The 20871-nt window shown below is 46.3% G+C and carries 18 protein-coding genes; 4 read left to right on the forward strand and 14 right to left on the reverse strand.

Features of this window, described 5'->3' with window-relative positions; genetic code table 11:
* Window positions 1-49 precede the first annotated feature (49 nt).
* The 6 genes from lpxB to purC all read right to left on the reverse strand — a co-directional run bounded on the left by lpxB (window position 50) and on the right by purC (window position 7305).
* Window positions 50-1306, reverse strand: a complete 1257-nt coding sequence (gene lpxB, locus ACT7WV_RS03785) for a lipid-A-disaccharide synthase (protein WP_445101618.1) — start codon at window positions 1304-1306, stop codon at window positions 50-52.
* A gap of 245 nt (window positions 1307-1551) precedes the next feature.
* Entirely contained in the window at window positions 1552-2370 is an 819-nt protein-coding gene (lpxA, locus tag ACT7WV_RS03790) for an acyl-ACP--UDP-N-acetylglucosamine O-acyltransferase (RefSeq protein WP_445101619.1), read from the reverse strand.
* Window positions 2371-2619: 249 nt separating this feature from the next.
* Window positions 2620-3132: a 3-hydroxyacyl-ACP dehydratase FabZ gene (fabZ, locus tag ACT7WV_RS03795; protein WP_445101620.1), complete on the reverse strand. Its 513-nt coding sequence runs from the start codon at window positions 3130-3132 to the stop codon at window positions 2620-2622.
* A gap of 77 nt (window positions 3133-3209) precedes the next feature.
* The gene (gene lpxC / locus ACT7WV_RS03800; protein WP_445101621.1) at window positions 3210-4097 is read right to left on the reverse strand and encodes a UDP-3-O-acyl-N-acetylglucosamine deacetylase; all 888 of its coding nucleotides are present in this window, start codon (window positions 4095-4097) and stop codon (window positions 3210-3212) included.
* A gap of 15 nt (window positions 4098-4112) precedes the next feature.
* A complete protein-coding gene (locus tag ACT7WV_RS03805) occupies window positions 4113-6356 on the reverse strand; it encodes a BamA/TamA family outer membrane protein (protein ID WP_445101622.1) in 2244 nt (747 codons plus the stop codon).
* 211 nt (window positions 6357-6567) lie between these two features.
* Window positions 6568-7305 (reverse strand): phosphoribosylaminoimidazolesuccinocarboxamide synthase, encoded by a 738-nt coding sequence (gene purC, locus ACT7WV_RS03810; RefSeq protein WP_445101623.1) that lies wholly within the window; start codon window positions 7303-7305, stop codon window positions 6568-6570.
* Window positions 7306-7694: 389 nt separating this feature from the next.
* Here purC and ACT7WV_RS03815 point away from each other — a divergent pair, with 389 nt between their 5' ends.
* Window positions 7695-7958: a DUF7219 family protein gene (locus tag ACT7WV_RS03815; RefSeq protein WP_445101624.1), complete on the forward strand. Its 264-nt coding sequence runs from the start codon at window positions 7695-7697 to the stop codon at window positions 7956-7958.
* Between the two features lie 96 nt (window positions 7959-8054).
* On the opposite strand, the gene ACT7WV_RS03820 is transcribed toward ACT7WV_RS03815, so the two are convergent.
* The 3 genes from ACT7WV_RS03820 to ACT7WV_RS03830 form a co-directional block, all read right to left on the reverse strand.
* Window positions 8055-10781, reverse strand: a complete 2727-nt coding sequence (locus ACT7WV_RS03820) for a GAF domain-containing protein (protein ID WP_445101625.1) — start codon at window positions 10779-10781, stop codon at window positions 8055-8057.
* Between the two features lie 452 nt (window positions 10782-11233).
* Entirely contained in the window at window positions 11234-12367 is a 1134-nt protein-coding gene (locus tag ACT7WV_RS03825; protein WP_445101626.1) for a glycosyltransferase family 4 protein, read from the reverse strand.
* A gap of 162 nt (window positions 12368-12529) precedes the next feature.
* Window positions 12530-13702 carry an NAD-dependent epimerase/dehydratase family protein gene (locus ACT7WV_RS03830; RefSeq protein ID WP_445101627.1) on the reverse strand — a complete coding sequence of 391 codons (1173 nt, stop codon included), beginning with the start codon at window positions 13700-13702 and terminating at the stop codon, window positions 12530-12532.
* A gap of 217 nt (window positions 13703-13919) precedes the next feature.
* Here ACT7WV_RS03830 and ACT7WV_RS03835 point away from each other — a divergent pair, with 217 nt between their 5' ends.
* Window positions 13920-15140, forward strand: a complete 1221-nt coding sequence (locus ACT7WV_RS03835; RefSeq protein WP_445101628.1) for a glycosyltransferase — start codon at window positions 13920-13922, stop codon at window positions 15138-15140.
* 71 nt (window positions 15141-15211) lie between these two features.
* Here ACT7WV_RS03835 and ACT7WV_RS03840 read toward each other — a convergent pair whose 3' ends face one another.
* Complete coding sequence (locus tag ACT7WV_RS03840) at window positions 15212-15802, reverse strand: chromophore lyase CpcT/CpeT (protein ID WP_445101629.1); 591 nt, start codon at window positions 15800-15802, stop codon at window positions 15212-15214.
* Between the two features lie 71 nt (window positions 15803-15873).
* A complete protein-coding gene (locus ACT7WV_RS03845; RefSeq protein ID WP_445101630.1) occupies window positions 15874-17097 on the reverse strand; it encodes an esterase-like activity of phytase family protein in 1224 nt (407 codons plus the stop codon).
* A gap of 123 nt (window positions 17098-17220) precedes the next feature.
* Here ACT7WV_RS03845 and ACT7WV_RS03850 point away from each other — a divergent pair, with 123 nt between their 5' ends.
* Window positions 17221-18570, forward strand: a complete 1350-nt coding sequence (locus ACT7WV_RS03850) for a tetratricopeptide repeat protein (RefSeq protein WP_445101631.1) — start codon at window positions 17221-17223, stop codon at window positions 18568-18570.
* 165 nt (window positions 18571-18735) lie between these two features.
* Here the strand turns inward: ACT7WV_RS03850 and nblB are convergent, their stop codons facing one another.
* Both nblB and ACT7WV_RS03860 read right to left on the reverse strand, forming a co-directional pair.
* A complete protein-coding gene (gene nblB, locus ACT7WV_RS03855; RefSeq protein ID WP_445101632.1) occupies window positions 18736-19392 on the reverse strand; it encodes a phycobilisome degradation protein NblB in 657 nt (218 codons plus the stop codon).
* Between the two features lie 160 nt (window positions 19393-19552).
* Window positions 19553-20014, reverse strand: coding sequence for a CBS domain-containing protein (locus ACT7WV_RS03860; RefSeq protein WP_445101633.1), 462 nt, complete (start codon window positions 20012-20014; stop codon window positions 19553-19555).
* Between the two features lie 53 nt (window positions 20015-20067).
* Here ACT7WV_RS03860 and ACT7WV_RS03865 point away from each other — a divergent pair, with 53 nt between their 5' ends.
* Window positions 20068-20439, forward strand: coding sequence for a VOC family protein (locus ACT7WV_RS03865; RefSeq protein ID WP_445101634.1), 372 nt, complete (start codon window positions 20068-20070; stop codon window positions 20437-20439).
* A gap of 12 nt (window positions 20440-20451) precedes the next feature.
* On the opposite strand, the gene ACT7WV_RS03870 is transcribed toward ACT7WV_RS03865, so the two are convergent.
* Complete coding sequence (locus ACT7WV_RS03870; protein WP_445101635.1) at window positions 20452-20778, reverse strand: hypothetical protein; 327 nt, start codon at window positions 20776-20778, stop codon at window positions 20452-20454.
* Window positions 20779-20871 lie beyond the last annotated feature (93 nt).

A 20871-nucleotide genomic window follows, 5' to 3' on the forward strand; every position in this document is an offset into this window, starting at 1 on the left:
AGTTCGGGTTTACTACAAACAGTAAACAGCCAATTAAACTTATTACTTACTACTTATTAATGACAATTTTCTCTTTTCTTGTCTCGTGAGCAAGCCGAATAATTTCTCTTGCCGCCCGGTCGCATACTCCTACTTCTCCCAAGAAACTCCGCATTTCCTGATAGTCTGCCAAAACTTGTAGACGCTTGTCAGTGTTAAACAGAAGTTCTCTGGCTTCTCGGACAATATTTTCTGGTGTCGCTTGTTCTTGTAGTAATTCCGGCACGATGGAACGCATTACCACCAAGTTAGGTGGTGCCATGAAGGGAATAGAAAAATTCAATAAATGGCGGGCAATCCAGGCTGTCACAGGACTAACTCGATAGAAAACTACCTGTGGCACGTCTAAAAGTGCCAGTTCCAAGTTAACAGTGCCAGATTTAGTAATCGCTAAATCTGCTGCGGCTAGCACTTGGGTTGTTTGAGAAGCCACAATAGTTGCCCTTAGACCATAATGCTTGATTGCCTCTTCAATGGGACGCCGATACGCTTCTAAAGACAGAGGAATCCAAAAAAGTGGGGCATCAGCTTGAGAGGTGGAAGGCTGTTGATCAACTATCTTAGACCCCTCCAGCTTCCCCAGTAACTCTGCCTGAAGCAGCCTTGCCGCCTCAAAGACTATCGGCAGCATATACTTGACTTCTTGACGCCGAGAAGCTGGCACCAGAGCGATCGCAGTTTGCCCTGGTTTAATTCCTAAAGCAGCACGTGCTTGTTCACGACTAGGACTTGATTGCATCCGATCCACCAAAGGATGACCCACCCAGGTAACTGATGCGCCGTTTTTGGCAAAATAACGGGCTTCCTCCGGAAAAACCGCCAGCATCTTGTCTGCAATTTCTACTAGTTTTTTTGTGTTGCGAGGCGAAATCGACCAAACCCAATCCTGCGGGGCAATATAGTAAACCACAGGTACTTGAGGCAGTTGATGCCGGATAAAACTGCCGATACTAATGTTTGGCCCTAAGTAGTCAATCAGCACTACTAAATCGGGGGGGTACTGCCGCAGGTACTCTCTAGCACGGCGCTGAATTTGCAGAGTGGGTAGTACAAACGGCACCGATTCCAGAAGCCCAACAGAACCGATAGAGGTGGTATTAGCCAGCAGCTTAGCACCAGCATCGGCCATTTTTTCGCCGCCTAGCGCCACAATATTTAACTCTAAACCCGTCGCTTCAGCTTGTAACTTCAGGGCATTAATTAGCAGTGCCCCTTGTAAATCACCAGATACTTCTCCGGTGCTGATCAAGATAGTTTTGGCAGTCATTGCTCGAACAGTTGCAAGTTGAAGGTTTGTTATATCGATTACCCAAATGTTTGCTACAAATATTGTTTAAGTAAACAATAATAAATATTCATATTGTCACTTATTACCCTTAGCTCTGCTGGAGGGCATGCTTATTACCCTTCGCTCTGCTGGAGGGCATGCTTATTACCCTTCGCTCCGCTCAAGGGCATGCTTATTACTTGCAACCAAGGGTGCAAGACGAGTCAATTTCCCTAAAACCTCCACTAATCTTCAACCTCTAATCCTTTAACACGACGACCAGGAATCAAACCTCGACGCCCTGACATTTGGGACAATCGTAAAAAAAGCATCAGGTGCTGTAAATGTTGATTATCCGGCAGAGATTCCAGGGATTCTAGGGCTTGATTAAAGGTGCATCCAGAGCGGTAGATAGTCCGAAATGCCTTTTTGAGCTGTGCTATCTCCGTTGAGGCAATTCCAGCACGCTTGAGACCCACTAGATTAAGCGATCGCACTCTGGCTGGATTTCCTTCAACTAGCATATAAGGTGGCACATCCCGGTCAATGCGACTCATGCCACCCACCATGGCTAAGCATCCAATATGGACGAATTGATGAATGCCCAAAACTCCACCAATTACCGCCTTCGACTCAATCTGAACGTGACCCGCCAAGGCTACGCCGTTAGCAATAACCACAGAATCTGCAATTAGGCAATTGTGGGCAATGTGGACATAAGCCATCAGCAAATTGCCATTGCCCACTAGGGTTGCCTGACCAGCACCAGTTGCCCGGTTAATGGTGACGTACTCGCGAATTTGGTTGTCATCACCAATTCTGACCCAACTAGGAGCACCATCATACTTCAAGTCTTGAGGTTCCAAGCCAATTACCGCCCCAGGAAAAATTTTATTCCTAGATCCGATTTCTGTTGGGCCTTCGATCACGGCATGAGCGCCGATGCTCGTTTCTCGACCAATTTTGACATTTTCCCCAATCACTGCGTAAGCACCAATTTGAACTGTTGGGTGTAGTTCAGCACCTGAGTGAATAACAGCAGTAGGATGAATCAGTGTTGCCATAGGAGTTTTGAGTTTTGAGTTTTTCGGGGCGGGGCCTTTAGTCCGGCGCTCAGGTGGTAATTTAGAACTGGATAATCAACACTGCATTACTCATACCAAATCTGTTTTGATCACCCCTTACTGGCTCTTGCTGGTAATTGGTAATTGGTAATTGCTAATTGACCCAAAGAAATCCCTTTAACTCTTACCCATTACCATTACCGGAAGTTTTTGGGGGTTAACGAGCTGGATTTGGTAGCAAAGCTATGCTCAATCAACGAGAGAAAACATCAGTTCACCCTCTGCGACTCGCTGACCATCGACAACCGCACGAGAAGACATTTTGCCAAAACGACGCCGCTTGACGCACAACAGTTCCGTAGTCATCACTAATTGGTCACCAGGAACTACAGGACGTCGAAAGCGAACTTTATCAATACCAGCAAAGACAAATAAGCCACCAGGATTATCAGGAAGCTGAGTCAAGACAACACCTCCAACCTGAGCCATAGCTTCGACAATCAGTACTCCAGGCATCATCGGTCTTCCTGGAAAATGACCTTGAAAATGTGGTTCGTTGAAAGTAACGTTTTTGATACCAACAGCTAGCTTACCTGGCACGTATTCAATGATGCGATCTACTAAAGCGAAAGGATATCGGTGGGGTAGTATTTTCTGAATCTCTTCAATAGTAAAAAGCTGTTGAGCAGAGGAGAGATTGTTTGATGGCTGGGGGTTTTCTGTGGAATCATGTTGGCTGTTGACGTCGGTTAGTATAGACATGAGCTTTATTTTGAGGTTGGCAGGTTAAAGGTTAGCAGCTTAAAGACTAGAACTTTAGACTCTAAACCTGCTAACCTTCAACCCATTTGTTGAGCCAGCTGCTGTGCTAGTTGTATATGCAAATTATGGCTGGCTTTGTAGGCGATAAAGTGAGCTAAAGGAAAACTGCCTAATAAACTTAAATCCCCTACTAAATCTAAAAGTTTATGACGCACTGGCTCATTTGCAAATCTCAAGGGAGGATTAAGCCACCCTTGGTCGCCACAAACTAAGGCATTTTCCAAGTTACCGCCTTTAATTAAACCGCGATCGCGTAGTTGGTCAATTTGATTAGCTAAAGCAAAAGTACGAGCTGGTGCGATCGCGTCGGCAAAACTCTCTTGTCCAGGTGTCCAGCTATACCATTGATTACCAATCGCTGGTACATCAAAGTCAATGCCATAGCTAAATCGGGTGATTGGCGCTGGTAAGGCAGCCACAAAGGCATCCCCTTGATAAACCCAGACTGGTTTGTGCAACACCAAGCAGTCTGGGTGCTGCCTTGGCGCAACTAAACCAGGAGTTTCCTCTCCGGGCCTTGCTACTCCTGGCACAATACCGACTTCTTTAATTGCCTCCACCCATAAGAGCGCCGAACCATCTAAAAGAGGCACTTCCGCGCCATCAATTTCAATACGGGCATCATCAACACCACTGCCAGAAAGGGCTGCCAGCAGGTGTTCTACGGTTTGCACCTTAGCATCTACACCAGTAGAACCCTGTACAGATGTCCGGAGTTCTGTGGAAAGTGTTGTCCTACAGACAGCTTCCACCCTAGCTTTGATCACGGGGGACTCAGGCAAGTCTACCCGTACAAAATAGCGTCCTTCCCCAGGAATAGCTGGTAGTAGCCGCACTTTTGTAGAAATACCGGTGTGCAGTCCGATACCGGAACGCTCAAATGTACTTCCTAATGTTTTGAACATGTTGCCAGATCTCAGTTAGAACCGCTCTCCAATACCAAAGTGGAGACGGTTGTCACCTTCATCATTCCAACCAAAGTCCACACGAATTGGGCCCAGGGGTGATTGTACTCTGACGCCCACACCGTAACCGATGCCATTACCGGGTTTATCGCGAACCACCGCAGGTTTGCCCGGTACGTTATCCCCTGTACCCAAGTCACTAGCAAAGTCAACAAACAAAGCGCCCCCCACTACAGAAATAATTGGGAAACGATACTCCGCCGTTGCCTGGATAAAGCTGCGTCCTGCCCCAACTTCTCCCTCCTCGTAGCCCCGAACCGAGTTACTACCACCCAGGGAAAAAGCTTCGTAGGGCGGCAAATCTCCGATTACGGTTCCTCCTTGGAGGTTAAAGGCAAGGGCTTGAGGTCCTTCAGTAAAGTTGGTGAACTGTACGGGGATATAGTAACTGTAGCTACCCCGGAGGCGGCTCATAAAGATATTACCTTTGCCTACAGGGACAGACTGCTCCACACCTAGCCGCAGTAGGGAACCTTGGGTAGGTCGCAAGACATTATTGCGGCGATCGCGTACAGCACCCACCTGGAAGGTGAGCAGGTCATCTTTGCCATCTCCACTAAAGCTTAATTGGTTACCTTCCTCATCTTCTGGGGCGAGGTCACCATCAGCATCACGGAGCGAAACCCGTTGATACTCTAACCCTGCCGAGGTAGTCCATTCTGCTCTACTGTAGGGGTCAGGAGCCAGAGGACGAGTAAAGTTAATACCGCCGCCGGTACGCACCACACGAGGGCGGTCACCATTTTCTAGCTCAACTTCATTCTTACCGCCGTCAAAAATCAGTGAGATTGACCGACGTCGGAAGGCGTTGAGTGTGTAAGAGGTGCGGTAAGGATCCCCAGCAATCCAGGGGTCTCTAAAGCTAACATCAAATAGTAACTGTCTAATGCCTGCCTGAAATTCTGCCCCGAGAGTTTGATTGTTGCCTCCTAGGTTTTGCTGTTGATAACTCAGCGAACCAAAGAGTCCACTGGCAGAACTAATCCCGGCACCAGCAGCGATAGAACCAGTTTTCTTCTCAATCACCTCCACAACCACGACAACTTCTCTGGGGTTAGTACCAGGGGCAAATGAGAGCCGTACATCTTCAAAAATTCCTAGACCAAAGACTCGCCGCAGGTCTCTTTCTGCTGTTTCTCGACGAAAAACATCACCAGGTTTTAACTGCATCTCCCGCGTGATGATAAAGGGACGAGTGCGCCCCCCAATCGCTTCATCTTCGTCGGTCAGAACGGGAATTGACTGTCCTTCTTCGCTGAGAATTGGATCTCCGTCTTCATCGAGAAAACGCACACCAATATTTTCGATTACTCCTTCTGCTACTACTAAAGTAACCACCCCATCTTCACTAATTTGGGGGGCGTCAGTTACCTGGGCTAGGTCGTAACCTTGTTCTTGATACCATTTGTTTAGTTCTTTGATATCTTCTTGGAGTTGGCGCAGGTTGAGAACTTCACCGTACTGTTCACCGAAAATTCTATCCACCTCTTCCGGAGGTATAACCCGCTCACCAGTGCCTTCTGGTGAGGTTTGGATCACCACATCACGCAGTACGGGGTTAGCTTGCACAACGAAGGTAATGCGAACTCCCAGCGGGGTGTCTTTGGGTACTACATCAACGCTGGAGAAGTAACCCGTAGCAAAAATAGCATTGACGTCTTGCTGCAACTGAGAACGGGTTGTCGCTCGTCCCGGGCTAGTCGCAATCTGGTCATAGACTATTTGTTGTAGCCGTTCATCAGCCCCACTGACCACGACTTCTGCCACTAGCACTCGCGCTTCTGACTCCGCAGGAGATGTCTGGGTGGGAGTAGTTGGTGCTGCTGGGCTTAGTTCAGGGGAATCAGGTTGTTCATCTTCTAGCTGGGATATTATATCCCCTGCATTAATCGCTTCGACCCCAGTTAATTCCTCCTTACTAAGGGCAGGATTGGGCTGGGATTGAGTGTATTCATCCTTGAGGAGGTCTATTGTCCCCAAATAATTATTTAATGTATTTTCAGGGAGCTGGGACTGGGGATTAACCTCTGGTTTGAGACCAGCAACTGACAATGGGGAATTACCTTCAACAACCTCAGGCGCAGGCTGAGTTGTTTGCCCACTGCTCGGTTCCGATAAACCTATACTGGCAGTAGCTGCGAGCATTGTAGCCAGCAATGTTGATAAGCGCATTTCTTTGAGATTTTTTGCCACTTCCACACACCACGTTTATTGGTATTGACGACTCCCACGGTTAAAACCGGGGGATTCCCCTAGCTTCTGGATGGAGCTGGGTAGCTATACTGAATGTGAGGATGATATCTCACTCCAGAAAGGGTCGCTATCGTCCATTGTCTAATTGTCTGTTTGCGAGGTTGAGCGAACTCAACCTCGCTAATGGTTAACTATCAACTCTAAGAGTAGCTGTAGTTTAGTTTTGACTTTTTTTTGTTGCCATAACTCTCTCTAGCACTTGTTTATAGGCATCTTCGACGTTTCCCAAATCGCGACGAAAGCGGTCTTTATCCATCACTCGCCCATCGGGGTCTGTTTCAGATTGGTTCCACAGGCGACAGGTATCTGGACTGATTTCATCAGCCAATATTATCTGCTGGTTGGGAGTTAAACCAAACTCTAGCTTGAAGTCCACCAAGATAATGCCGCATTCTTGGAAAAATTTTGTCAGAATCTGGTTAATTTGCTGTGCCTGGGTTCGCAGTTGTTCGAGTTGTTCTGTTGTTGCCAGTTCTAGCAACAATAAGCGATCGCGTGTCAAAAGGGGGTCTCCTAGTTCGTCGTTCTTGAAGTAAAATTCTACTAGTGGTGTTTTTAGTACTTTACCCACGGGTAAGCCAGTCTGTTGACAGAGACTACCGGCAGCAATGTTCCTCACTACTACTTCCAAGGGCAAAATTTTGACGCTCTTGACAAGCATTTCCTTTGGTGCAGGTCGGTCAATAAAGTGTGTCGGAATGCCCGCAGCTTCTAGTAACCCGAACAACTCGGTTGCGATCGCACAGTTAATCTCTCCCTTACCAATAATCTGACCTTTCTTTTGGGCATTGAAGGCGGTAGCGTCATCTTTGAAGTGAGTCAGTAGTATTGATGGGTTTTCAGTAGTATAGAGAATCTTGGCCTTGCCTTCGTAAAGTTTTTCAGGGACGGACATAATTTAGTATTCCTTCAAGTGGGGTGGGTTTTCTCATAGCTGCCTACAGTAGGATAAGCTTGTCGGGACTTTACTTTCTGGTAAGTTATCCTTGAGTTAATTTTTGGTTAAAATAAGGGTAAGAAAAACATGATTATCGCCAATAAGCCGGAACTATCCTAGTAGTCTGTCAACCTTAAGTTGGTGAGTTGGGAGACTACTAGGGGGATAAGGGAGAAATATTTTAATTTTTGTCCCTCAAATTTACCTTGATGTTCTACTAGAAGGTAGTGGGCAAGAGAATAGTTCACCAAAAGTGATTATTTCGATCTTCGTTCCAACAATCCACAATTTATATAAGTTTTTAGTTATGCTGGAGACTTTTAGACTTTTAAAAAAGGGAATCAGGCATGCCAGATAAGCAAGATTTTTTATATCCTCGCAGTTCCTACCATGGTGAGGTCAAGCCAGAGAATTTAGTCTTCGATGCTAATTTACAGGAGTTTGCCCAACGAGTGAACTACGTTTGTAACCTAGAAAACAACGGCAAGCTAGACCCAGAAATAGCTTACTCTCAAATTAAAGGTCTCTGGAAACAGTTAAAACGCAGCAAAAAGCAACTGGAAATTGGTCAAAACCCTTTTGGTGGTGAGCAAGGGAAACCACAAGAATAGAACTGTATACATCAGTATCTGACTGATAGCCTTAATTAACCATTTGCCGGCACACGCGGCGAGATTTTCCCTTCTTGACCGCGAACAGGGTAACTCTCACTTTTGAGTCATTGTGTGTACGCCGTCCCAGGCATCTGAGGGCGGCGCTTTCAGATAGTTGTCTAATCGCCTGAGGTGAGTGACCACGGCTTTGTCATTGGGCTTTAAGCCGTAAGCGTCACTAAAGGAGGTAAGCGCTTGCTTAAATTCTCGATTTAAGTAGGCTTTTCTTCCAGCTTCGTAGAGATCCAAAAACCTTTTTGTTTCTCCATTAAGGGGCAGGTCATTTTCACCAATTAACTCATAAATATTAACAGGTTGGTTTTTTCCCTTAACCCGGATTCTATCTAACTCCCGTACCCAAATGCGATCGCGGCAGAGATTATAAGTATATTCACTCAAAATAATATCGCAGCCATATTCTTTGGTGATGCTTTCTAGGCGAGAACTCAGGTTAACCCCGTCCCCAATTACGGTGTAGTCCATCCTCTTGTGAGAACCAATATTGCCGCAAACCACCTCTCCGGAACTAATTCCGATACCAATGTAGATTAGGGGTTGGCTATGGAGGATCCGGGATTGATTGAATTCTGCCAAGCGCCAGCGCATATCTAAGGCTGATTTAACCGCCATCCAAGCATGATTTTCGGTTAAAGGTAGTGGTGCGCCAAACACAGCCATTAAAGCATCACCAATAAACTTATCCAAAGTGCCTTCATGATTGAAGACGGCTTCCACCATTGTTTCAAAATACCTATTGAGCAGTGAAACGACATCAGAGGCTCCCAAGTTTTCTGTGAGTGTTGTGTAGCCTCTGATATCGGAAAAAAGAATCGTTACATCTTTTTTCCGACCCACCATCATGGCATCCTCTCCCAGTTCCATGACTTGCTCAGCTACGCGAGGTGTCATGTAGCGGTACATCGTACTCTTCATCCGCTTTTCACGGCTAATATCTTCCAAAACTACCAATCCGCCTCTTACTTTTCCTTCCGGGTTAGTCAGAGGGTTGACGGTGAGGTTAATACTACGCTCGATTTCTTGAACTTGCTCTCTGGTTAGGTAATTTGTCGTGTGAGAGTCCCAAGGCTCCTCATTCCAGGGAATATAAATATTAGAGTTATGGCTGTGGGGAATTGCCAGGATGTAGGCGCAGTTATCCTCTAGTAATTGCTCAGTTACCGCCTGAGCTGTAGCTGAGGGTTGTTCACCAAATATTTGCTCAGTTACCGCCTGAGCTGTAGCTGAGGGTTGTTTATCCAAGAAGGGAAGGTGAGAAGTTGGTAGGTGGTTTGCCGACTTGCCAAGGGGCGATTTACCGTTGCGAGAATTGGGCAAACTCTTAAAAAGTCCCACCGTCAGGCTTTGTTCTGGTAAGTAATGCTTGGCAGCCGTAGTCAGACTCTCTTGCAGACGCCCTTGAAGATTTTCGATGGGCACCACCTCCCAGACGTAGCGGTTAGTGAGTTTGCACTGCCACAACTGCCGATTTTTGCTATCGATTTCCTTAATGGGACAACCAAGCAAAGCCATGGCTGCATCATTGATGGTGACAATCCGCCCCTCCATATCTGTAGAGATTACAGCGTCGGAGAGACTTTGTAGAATGTCTTTCTGATATTGTTTTTCGAGCAGTACATTTTCAAAGAGTTTGGCATTTTCTAGGGCAATCCCCGCCTGAATATTAAAAGCCTGCATAAACTCTTCATCAGAACCAGTAAAACTGCCTTGATCTTTGTTAATTAGTTGAGTGACCCCAATCAAGTCCCCTGCGGAGTTGAACACTGGCATACAGAGAATGTTGCGGGTAATATAGCCAGTTTGTTTGTCAGTGGTGGGGTCAAATCGGGGGTCTTTGTAGGCATCTGGAATATTGAGGGGTTTACCAGTGGAGGCTACATAACCTGCAATACCTCGATTGGCTGGAATACGGATTTCCATTAATTTACTATGATTAGCCGAAGCCACTTTACTCCACAGTTCACCTGTCTCTTTACTCAGCATAAACAGGGTAGAGCGGTCTGCTTTCATCAAATCGCGGGCTTGATCCATGACCAAGCGCAGTGTCGCCTCTAAATCTAGGCTCTGACCGAGGGATGCTGTCGCCTTGAGCAGTGCTGCTGCTCCCCGTTGATTACGAGCCGCAATGTAGAAAGATTGGCAGGTTTCTAGGATAATGCCAATGGCGGAGGCAAAATCACGAAAGCGCTGCTCGTCTTCGTGGTCAAACGGCACACTTTCAGCTTTATTCAATAACTGCACAACGGCAACTACTTGCTTTCTACTGCTGATAATTGGCATGCACAGTAGAGTCTGGGTACGATAACCGGGGCGTTCGTCAATTTCTTTGTCGAACAAAGGGTGATTGTAGGCATCCGGGACGTTGAGAGATTCGCCGGTTCTAGCAACATGACCAGCAATACCCATATTGATGGGGATCCGGATTTCGAGTGTTTTTTTGTCACCGCTTTGGGGAATTTTGGCCCAGAGTTGACCTTTTTCGGCATCAACCAGGAAAATGGTAGTCCTGTCTGCTTGCAAAATTTGACCAATTTTCAGGGTGAAGGCATCCATCACCTGCTCTAGCATGGTTTCCAGGGCTTCGTTGTTGATCATTTCCAGTGCCCGCAGAAATTGCTGGAATTCGGCGGTAATGAAATCCAATAAACAAATGAATTCTGGAACCGACAGGTCTTTGACTCGATGAGTCAGGGCGCTTGTCCGGTTGATAGAAGTTAACTGAGTCAGTGTAGCCAGAATGCTACCAGTATTGGAAAGTGACATAGTAACTCTGAGCTGGCGGGTAGAGGCGCTTTAAGATAGCGCCAACTTGGTAAATCGTGGCTGTGTTGATAATTTATCTAACAACATTGAACAAATCAAAACTAAAGAAGACTGCTGCCCACACCCTAGCTAAAAGGACAAATCCTACAGAGTACACCTATCAAAGGGTATAGGCCGAGATGTCTAGTTATCCCAGAGGATTACTCTCTTCCCCAAGGAGTAGGAGTGTTGCTGCTCAAGGTTGATTAGGTGAATTGAACAGTAAAGTACACAGCATAGCTCAACCAGTGATTAAAAAGACGGCAACCAGCAAACAAGTAAGGTAGCCAGGTCTTTTTGCTATCAAAAAGACCTAAATACAAATTTAGCCACTTATTCTCAGTTGAACAAGTGTCAACAGAGACAATCAGAATTTAAAGCTAGAGCCAGCAGGGAAATTTTCTTTTTTAAGTTTAAGCTGCCGATGACATTGACCGGGAAGATGCCACCGCTCGATAGTAATTTTGCAGTTGGCGTGTCGCAGCAGCCCAGCTCCAGCGTTCTGCTTCAAGTCTAGCGTTTTGTCGGAGGATTTCCCTCTCCTGTTGATCATTGAGTAGGCGTTGCGTTGCGGTGATGGCTCCGTCTTCGTCGGCTGGGTCAAATAAATATCCATTGACACCATCAGTCACTATATCAGGAATTCCTCCCGAACGTGCCGCCACCACAGGGCAACCTGCTGCCATGGCTTCTAATAGTACTAATCCCAAGGTTTCTGTACGTGAGGGGAAGATAAAAGCATCAGCAGAGGCAAAGGCTTCAGCCAGTGCTTGACCTGTAAGATAACCAACAAAATGGGTGGGTGTACCAGCGAAGTATTTTTCTAAGGCACTGCGGTGAGGCCCATCACCGACTAAAGCCAAACGAGCCCCAGGGATCGCGGCTAATACTGGTTTGATGCGTTCAATCTCTTTTTCTGGAGAAAGACGCCCCACGTAAAGAAATAAGGGGCTTTCTGGCTTTCCTTGAGATAGGTGGATTCTGGTTTTTTCCGAGGCTAGATGGGGTTGGAACATCTCCGTATCTACTCCCCTCTGCCATAAATCCAATCGCTCGATCCCATGCTCTCTTAATTGCTGTACCATTGCTGTCGAGGTACATAAATTTAGCTGAGCCTGGTTGTGACTGACCTTGATCAACTCCCACATTACTCCCTCTAGCATTCCTAAGCCGTAGTGCTGGAGATATTGGGGCAAATGGGTGTGGTAAGAGGCGACCAAAGGAATTGCCATCGCCTTGGCATAGTACAGGCCAGCTAATCCCAGTACTGCTGGATTAACTACGTGAATCAACTCCGGCTGAAACTCTTCGAGAGCAACACCAATTGAGGGTCTGGGCAAGGCTAGTTTCAGTTCTGGGTACAGTGGTAGGGGGAAGCCAGAAACTCCGTAAATTTTCGCTCCTTTGTATTCATCAATTCCGCCATCTGGCGAGACAACCAGTACTTGATCACCGTTACGCTGCAAATGTTCAACTGTGTGGCGCAGCCGCGTCACGATGCCGTCAACCTTGGGTAAAAAGGTTTCGGTGAAAAGAGCAATTCTCATAATTTGTCAGTTGTCAGTTGTCCGTAAAGGGTTACAGTTCTTGGACGTGCAGCTGCTTGCCGCCGCGTCGGCTAGAAAGTTGAAGCTTTTATCTAGAGGCAGGGCATTGCCCTGCCTCTAAAACTTTAATCCTGATGGCACATTGCCAATCTAGATAACTGACTACTGACCCTTTGCTGCTGATGACCGCCTCCAGGATACTGTAGGCAGAATCTGCTGATTGTCCACACGATTGCTGTACTTCTGAGCGAAGTTTAGTAGAGAATCTAGCAAGGAATCTGAGAGATAGTGGGGTTGCAAGCCAAGGCTCAATAGATTGGTGTTTTTGGCGTAAAAGTAGTGTTGTTCTAGTTCAACGCGAGGGTTATCGATATGATTGATATCGACATCAATACCGATGGTTGTACCAGCATTCTTGACCATTGCTGCCAAGTCGCCGATGCTGAATAGTTCAGTGAACTGGTTGAAAACGCGGAATTGTCCGGCTTCAGCTGGATTAGCGATCGCTAATTCTACACATCTCACCGTATCCCGAATATCCAAAAAGCCGCGAGTTTGACCACCTTTGCCGTAAACTGTCAAAGGATGACCAATCGCTGCCTGAATACAGAAGCGGTTGAGGGCTGTACCGAAGACTCCGTCATAGTCGAGACGGTTGATCAACAGTTCGTCCATCCCAGTTTCTTCCGTGAGCACACCGTAGACAACACCCTGATTGAGATCGGTGGCTCGTAAACCCCAAATCTTGCAAGCAAAGTGAATGTTGTGGCTGTCGTGAACTTTACTCAGATGGTAGAAGCTGCCAGGTTGTTTTGGGTAAGGTAAGGTATCTTTGCGCCCATTGTGTTCAATGGTGATGTAGCCTTCTTCGATATCAATATTGGGTGTACCGTACTCACCCATAGTTCCCAGTTTTACCAAGTGGCAATCGGGAAAATCTTGCTGCATGACGTAGAGTATATTCAGCGTTCCTACGACATTATTCACCTGAGTGACCACAGCGTGTTCACGGTCAATCATCGAGAAGGGAGCCGAACGTTGTTCACCAAAGTGAGCTATTGCTTCTGGTTCAAACTGGTGCAGTGATTTGCTCAGGAAATCGTAATCGGTGATGTCGCCAACGAACAGGTCAATTGACTTACCCGTGAGGTCTTTCCAGCGCTGGAGGCGTTTCTGAATTGGCGCAATCGGGGTGAGGGTTTCAACGCCCAACTGTGTATCCCAGTGACGGCGCACTAGGCTATCTATAATACCGACCTCATAACCTTTGTTGGAAAGATGGAGCGCAGTTGCCCAACCACAATAGCCATCGCCGCCAATAACCAGGACTTTCATAATCGACTCTAATTATCTTGTTTTCCGATACTGGGTAAATGTATCAGGTTTGTGTACCTTCTCAACCACTAAGTAAGATTTCAGTTGTTGAAATAGGGTGGTAATTCTAGGTTCACCCCCAAGGGAAACTTGGCTAACGAACTCTTGAAAATCCGTCAAAATTCAGGTGAGCGCATACTCTAGAAAGAAGGTCAAATTCCGGCTTAATTGAATTCTTATGCAGATTTTGTTTTTGCATCCCAACTTTCCCGCCCAGTTCCGTCATCTGGCTGTAGCTTTGACCAAAGAATCTCACCATCGAGTCGTCTTCGGCACCAAGCGCCGCGAAGGACAGCTTCCTGGGGTCAAAAAAGTCATTTATTCTCCCTCCCGTGAAGTTCGCCCGGAAACTCATCATTATGTCAGAACCCTAGAAAATGCGGTACTACAGGGTCAGGCTGTCTATCGGCTGGCAGAAACACTCAAGGCTCAAGGTTTTGTTCCCGATGTAGTCTATGGTCATTCTGGTTGGGGTCCTACTTTATTTATCAAGGATATTTTTCCCAAGGCTAAGTTACTTTGTTACTTTGAGTGGTTCTATCACGCCCATGGCTCTGATGCTGATTTTGACCCGTCCGATCCGGTAAACGCCGATGATGAAGCCCGGATTCGTACCAAAAACGCTCCCATTTTGCTGGATTTGTACAGTTGCGATCGCGGTCTTTCTCCAACTAACTGGCAAAGAAAGCAGTTTCCCATCGAGTTTCAGAGCAAAATTAATGTCTGTCATGACGGGATTGACACCGATTTCTTTAAACCGCAACCAGGAGCTAAGTTGGTACTGCCTCGGTTGAAATTAGACCTTTCCCAGGTCACAGAAATCGTAACTTATGTGGCGCGAGGAATGGAGCCCTATCGCGGTTTTCCTCAGTTTATCGAAGCCATTGGTTTACTCCAGCAGCGACGCCCCCAGTGTCATGCGGTAATTGTTGGGGAAAACCGAGTTGCCTATGGTAAAAGTCTGCCAGATCGCAAGACTTACAAAGAGTTGATGCTAGAAAAAGTTCCCCTTGACCTGAGTCGAGTGCACTTTACTGGCTTGCTTCCTTATGCTGAATACTTGCAAGTTCTTCAGGCTTCTGCTGTACATGTCTATCTCACCCGTCCATTTGTCTTATCTTGGTCGCTGCTAGAGTCTTTATCTGCAGGTTGTCTGGTGGTAGCTTCCCATACTGCCCCTGTAACTGAGGTGATGGAAGATGGTATCAATGGTTTGTTGGTAGACTTTTTCTCACCACAGGAAGTGGCTGATCGGGTTGAGGAAGCTTTAGATCACCCTCAAAGAATGGTCCCACTGCGAGCTAAGGCGCGGCAAACCATTCAGGAACGTTACGACTTAGCGCAGTTATTACCGCAGCATTTAAAGTGGATCGAAGAAGTTACAGCCCTTAAAAGTTAGGGACAAGGGGGATACGGGGGAAAGGAATTGCTGAAAATTCCTGATCATCTCGCAACTAGGCAACCCCCAACTTAAAGCTGTATTTCATCAGCAAAACTTGCCCAACGGACAAAGTGAAACGGGCCAGCGATGGAACCCCAAAGATGCTCATGACTTTCTGGGTCGCGTCCCCGGTCGAGGCTGATGAATTTCTCTTGATCAATCTCAAATTGGCTGTCTAGATAGGTGTTCTTGCCTTTACGGAAGACCATGCAAGCATTACCTGGTTCTACCTCACCTTTGAAGCTGTGACCCGTCCAGGCAACTTTAAAGGTGCAGCCGGGAAGTTTATCTAGTTTTTCTGCTCGCAGGGATTGCAGGCGTTCCGGGTCACGAGAGGCACCGTAGAATAGTTCTTCTTCCTGGACTTTATAATTTTCAATTTCGATAGCATTTTCCTGCTCAACTAACTTCAATACCCGCAGCCGGTAGGGTTGATTGAGCATGTAGTCATAGGCTTGTTCCAGAAACAAACTGGTGCCATCTAGTAGTGACTGGGGTAGAGGACGCATACAAACCCGAATGTGGGCGTACATTGGAGGATTTTCAAAGGCCTGCTGTTGGTTACTAAAGTCTGCCGCCATCCAGCGGGCTAAGGTAGCGATATCAGTGGCATGGGTCATGCGATTTGGAACTTGAAATTTGCTACAGGAAATAGATTTTACTAGTTTTGTTAATTTTTATCATCTCAGGTTTAGCGTCGAGATTTAAGACCAAACAAGAGAAATTGTGTCACTTGGTAATCTTTGAAGTTGTCGTCGCTAACTAACAGTAGGCTTTGGCTACCATCAGGTAACTGAGGCCCCAGGGCTATTCCTTCTAAGTTATCTAGATAAATACCTAGTTCTTTCAAGTCCAGCAGTAATTTTTTCTTAATTGGCTCAATTCTAGATATGTCAACATTAAGATTACTAATGCCTGAGGTATCAGTTGCCCCGCCTGTGGCTAACTGATAAATTTTGGCACCGCCTCCCAACAAACCATAGGTACGCTCTAAACTGAGAAAGTGACCTGCTGCGTCCAAGGTGGCTAAGTCAGTTAAGCCGTTGACAATTGCGCCACTAGGAGCTTGATCAAGCAGGTAAAGATGTTCACTGACTAACAGTGGGGGAGCAACATCTCCAATTAAGTAGTGCATCAGGCGTAGGCGGATTGGCTGTTGTGAATCTGGTGGTAGGCTATCTTGCAATAGAGCCGACTCAGTGGCAGTAAATAAGCGATAGGGGTCACCACTAGCTGCTGCCAAACTGACTGGTTCTATCGCCACAGACTCGAACCCTCGGTTATTCTGAATGCCCCTAGGTGTTTGTTCTGCGGTAGTGTTTTGATTGGGTAGATAGCGCTCCGGAATTCTTACGCTTTGCTGCTGCTGACCTGTTTGGAGATTAAACTCTTGGATGGCAGGAAGAATTCCTCGATTGATGGCTCCTTCACTAGCAATAAATACGGTTCCTTTGGGAGAAAGGGCAATGCCTTCTGGGTCAAGCCTACCTTGGGGAAAGGTTTCGCTGTTCTCCTTTTTAAGCAAAGTCACGTCTGCCACTTCTAGTTTGTCTAGCTTTAAGTCCCCTGTCGCACTACTGTTGAGTAGTAGTTTCAGGGTATAAAATCGGGCTGGAGCTAGCTGAGAGCGGTCATCAGAAAGGGCATAAAAACGGTCAAGCTGTCGGTCATAAGTTAATGCCGACAATCCCCCAACAGGTGTATCCTCAAACTCCATCTTGGGTAGTTGGTACTCCCCCAAGTAGTTAATCGAAAGGTCGAGAAAGGTTCGCTGTTCTGCAGTTACGGCTGGAGAGGAAATACAACCGGTGGTGAGGAAACTAACTAAGGTAATTGTTAGAACCAAGATTAGTAAAGATAACCGGCGAGATGGCTGTAACAGTCCTGAGAGCTGATAGTTTGCCAAATTTATCATAGTAATTGTTACTGTGTGGAACGGAGTTTGGCGAAAGTCTGTATATTGGTCAGCAGAAACCTTAGCTTAAATTACGGCGTCAATCAGGTTGTGAAAACTGCTAGCGACCCTAGGTTTAAAACCTTGTCACTACTCAAATTTTTATTAAAAAACCCCAGATGGACGCAGATTAGCCTAGATGATTTTCCCACTCAGCCGTCTTTAGTGGCATTAATCTCTAGTTTTCCATCCCGGCAATCTCTTAAGAAAGCCTCCTTTCTAGTACGACCACAACTTTGGCAGTTGGCAACGATAGCCTTCTATAGTGCTATGTTGCTGCTGTGTTTTAGTTCGGTGACTTTGGCAAAAAGCGCTGAGAATGAACAGGAGAATGTCAATCCCTTAGAATTAACTACACCTGACCCACTGTTGCCTAATCCACCAGAGGAGCAACCTCTAAGTCCGTTGCAACGTCAGCAGCTAGGAGAGGCTTTGAATCAACTCAACCAGCAAGCAGCCGCTCAGTTAGCTGCTGGTAATACTGTAGAAGCTTTTAGCCTCTGGTATCGGGAAATTCGACTGCGGCGGCAACTCGGTGGTTCTTTGGCAGAAGTCCAATCTTTAGGTCGAGTTGGGGCAATTGCTTGGCAGGCCAATCATAAGCCTCAAATACAGCTAATTACGGCACGCTTGGAAAAAATTCAGCAGGAGGCTCAAACCGAGGGAACTTTAGACCAGCCGCTGTTAATGGCTTTGGGTAAGGCTTATGAGCAGCTAAGAGTGCCAGGACAAGCACTAACGGTTTATGAGCAAATTCTCGCTGATGCTCGCCAGCGTAATGATGCTGAGGCAATTGAGGCAACGCTGCAAACAGTCGCCCGGTTGCACATGGCCTGGTTTGACTACCCCAAGGCGGCAGCAGCCTATGAAGAATTGCTGACTATAGCTCAGACTAAAGGCGATCGCGTCCAGGAGTTCAATTATCTCAAACAACTGGCTTATATCTACGACCAAGCTGAAGAGCCAGAAAATGCTTTACGGCTTAAGCAAAAGTTAGCTGCTAGTTATCCAGCTAATGACCCCCAACTCCCAGCGCTCAAAATTGCCATTGGCTCTGACTATGAGGCCCTAGATAAACTAGACGAGGCGAGTAAAAACTATCAAGAAGCCTACACCTTAGCCTTTGCTTTGCAGCAGTTTGCCTATGCTGGTGATGCTCTACAAAAGCTGGCGGCACTATACCGTTCTCATGAGCAACCGGAGTTTGCTTTACAGATTTATCAGGTGCTGTTACAGGTAGAACAGTTTTCCTACGATTACTATGGTTTGATGGATGCTTACGACCAAATCGGTCAGATTAATCTAGGACTAAAAAACTATGGAAAAGCTCTAGAAGCTTTTGAAAAAGGGCTGGATTTAGCCAAGTCTTTAAAGTATCAAGAGACTTATTTTATCTCTAAGATTGAGCAAGTAAAGCAGCAAAGTGTGCAATAGGTTATTACACCATTCTCATTGAGAGTTGCTACAAATAATCAGTAATAAGTCAAAATTCAAGTAATAAGCACAAAATTTAGTCCAATTTTAAGTAGTAAACAGTAAATTAAACTTATTCCCTTCGCTGCACTCAGGGCTTAGGCTCAAGGGCATGCTTATTACTTATTACTTGAGATTTGCTTGAGCTTCTTTAGCTACTTGTTCTACTGAGTCATTTGCCAGAGTGGCTAACGTCGAGTTAGCTTCTTCTCCTCCTAGGTTGCCCAGTGCCTGTACTAGTCGGTAACGAACCTGCCAATCGGGATCTGTAGCATAGGGGGTTAACAGAGATACAGCCCGTGTATCTCCTAATTCTCCGAAAGAACTAATGGCAGCAGTTTGTACTAAGCTGATGTCTGAGGAGAGTGCTTCTTCTAGAAGACTAAAGGAGCGCGGGTCGCCTAGTTCCCCTAAAGTGGCAATAATACTAAATTTAACTAACCACTCAGGTGTCTGATGATAAAGTTGTTGCAACTCTTCAAAGGCTTCTGTGAGCTTTAGTGCTCCCAAGGCATCGGCTGCAGCCGCCTGGACATCTGGTTCTGGGTCTTGCAGGCGACCACGCAGCACTGCTAGGGTTTTTTGTAAATCCAGACCTCCCAACGTATCCAGCTGACTCACCGCTGCATATCTTACGCGGGCACTGGGGTCGTTAATAACTGGCTGAATTAGCTCAAAAGCCACAGCTGGTTCTAGCTGTCGTAGCTGGTTGACCCCACTAATACGATTGCCATAGTCTTCTGAACTTAGTAGTTGTTGGACAGACTCAGGAGTAACGCTCATGGTGTAGATGCTAGTTGAAGGTTGAGGTTGAAGGTTTGAAGGCTGTTCGCGCTGCGTTTCCAGGAGAAGTAGGTTAGAAGATTCAAGCTTAAAAGTTGAAGGACAAACCTCTCAAGGGCAGACAGTAATCTGCTTTCCCTACTTTCCCTGCAACCTTAAACTAGAGTTCAGCCGCCATCACACGTACAATATCCCCAGAGGTGAGGACACCAATCAATTGACCAGCGTTGTCAGTTACTGCCAAACGCCTAATTGATTTTTCTTGCATCAGCTTGGCTGCTTTCCGCAAGGGTTGATCGGACTTGATGGTAACTGGATCGTTACTCATTACTTCCCCTACCGTTTGCCCCAACGCCTTGTGGAGCTCTTGATCATAACGGGCGGGATTTTCCAGGTAAATTACGCTATCTAGAAACATAATATACACTGGTGGCTCTATTCCTGTCTCCTGCCACAGCAAATCTGTCTCTGAAATAATGCCTACCAATGTGCCTTGATCATCTACTACGGGCAAACCACTGATAGAGCGTTCTGCAATAATTTTGATCGCCTCTCTAATCGGCGTTTGGGGCCCCACGACGATGGGGTCAGGGGTCATGACTTCAGCAACGGTTTTGACCATCCTCAGGCTTCGTACTCTTGAGTGGGCATGTTTATGGATACTAGGTTAATTGTATGGCTTTTCAATGCACGAGCGCATTAGTAACTTTAGCAGCTACTGACTTTGAACTTATAATTCGGTTTTATGCCCAGTTACTCAGGCAAGAGCCACAGCCCTATCTTCTCAATGTTTATGCTGAGTTTCAACTACCCAGTTTGCGTTTAGGCATTTTCAGACCGCAAGCTACTCACCTTGTGGAGTTTGAGAATTCTAGTAAAAGTGCTATGAGTTTGTGTTTAGAAGTAAATGACCTGGAAGGAGTAATCTCTCATTTAAACACGTTAGGATTTCCACCTCCAGGGGAAATTACCACAGCTTCTCATGGAAGAGAAATCTATGCCTACGATCCAGAGGGTAATCGCTTGATTATCCACCAAGCTAGGTGACAGCAGCAATAGCTAAAAATAAGCAGGTAGTTGAGCAAAACCATACAAACCGTAGCTTAATAGCACAGCAATAGCCATAAATAATACGGCTCGCGGGCGCGGCGAAGGAGCAATCATCTCCCTTACCCCCATTGATATGGCGGCTCCGATGGCAAAACTTGCACTGAGTACCAAGTGTGGCCAACTATCAAAAAATCCCCACCACAGACCTAAAGCCAGCGTCCATAGCACCATGAAATGTTCTACAAACTCTGGTGGATTGTACTGAGTTGAAAAAATTACAGTACGCCACCAAAAGTGCCAAATTCTCATTCCTATTTGCCCGTTATTCATTGTCATTAGTTAGTTATTGGTTGCTAGATTTTGCCTAAAAACCAGTAACTAATCCCAAGGGTGGGGCTACTGGTTAGGATAGTTCAGTATCCTTGCTTT

Source organism: Symploca atlantica LB2515 (genome assembly GCF_052546295.1).

What these genes read in the sequence shown, in the direction of transcription:
- lpxB (WP_445101618.1), bottom strand. Translation starts at nt 1,306, where the DNA reads ATGACTGCCAAAACTATCTTGATCAGCACCGGAGAAGTATCTGGTGAT.
- lpxA (WP_445101619.1), bottom strand. Translation starts at nt 2,370, where the DNA reads ATGGCAACACTGATTCATCCTACTGCTGTTATTCACTCAGGTGCTGAA.
- fabZ (WP_445101620.1), bottom strand. Translation starts at nt 3,132, where the DNA reads ATGTCTATACTAACCGACGTCAACAGCCAACATGATTCCACAGAAAAC.
- lpxC (WP_445101621.1), bottom strand. Translation starts at nt 4,097, where the DNA reads ATGTTCAAAACATTAGGAAGTACATTTGAGCGTTCCGGTATCGGACTG.
- purC (WP_445101623.1), bottom strand. Translation starts at nt 7,305, where the DNA reads ATGTCCGTCCCTGAAAAACTTTACGAAGGCAAGGCCAAGATTCTCTAT.
- ACT7WV_RS03815 (WP_445101624.1), top strand. Translation starts at nt 7,695, where the DNA reads ATGCCAGATAAGCAAGATTTTTTATATCCTCGCAGTTCCTACCATGGT.
- ACT7WV_RS03820 (WP_445101625.1), bottom strand. Translation starts at nt 10,781, where the DNA reads ATGTCACTTTCCAATACTGGTAGCATTCTGGCTACACTGACTCAGTTA.
- ACT7WV_RS03825 (WP_445101626.1), bottom strand. Translation starts at nt 12,367, where the DNA reads ATGAGAATTGCTCTTTTCACCGAAACCTTTTTACCCAAGGTTGACGGC.
- ACT7WV_RS03830 (WP_445101627.1), bottom strand. Translation starts at nt 13,702, where the DNA reads ATGAAAGTCCTGGTTATTGGCGGCGATGGCTATTGTGGTTGGGCAACT.
- ACT7WV_RS03835 (WP_445101628.1), top strand. Translation starts at nt 13,920, where the DNA reads ATGCAGATTTTGTTTTTGCATCCCAACTTTCCCGCCCAGTTCCGTCAT.
- ACT7WV_RS03840 (WP_445101629.1), bottom strand. Translation starts at nt 15,802, where the DNA reads ATGACCCATGCCACTGATATCGCTACCTTAGCCCGCTGGATGGCGGCA.
- ACT7WV_RS03845 (WP_445101630.1), bottom strand. Translation starts at nt 17,097, where the DNA reads ATGATAAATTTGGCAAACTATCAGCTCTCAGGACTGTTACAGCCATCT.
- nblB (WP_445101632.1), bottom strand. Translation starts at nt 19,392, where the DNA reads ATGAGCGTTACTCCTGAGTCTGTCCAACAACTACTAAGTTCAGAAGAC.
- ACT7WV_RS03860 (WP_445101633.1), bottom strand. Translation starts at nt 20,014, where the DNA reads ATGGTCAAAACCGTTGCTGAAGTCATGACCCCTGACCCCATCGTCGTG.
- ACT7WV_RS03865 (WP_445101634.1), top strand. Translation starts at nt 20,068, where the DNA reads ATGGCTTTTCAATGCACGAGCGCATTAGTAACTTTAGCAGCTACTGAC.
- ACT7WV_RS03870 (WP_445101635.1), bottom strand. Translation starts at nt 20,778, where the DNA reads ATGACAATGAATAACGGGCAAATAGGAATGAGAATTTGGCACTTTTGG.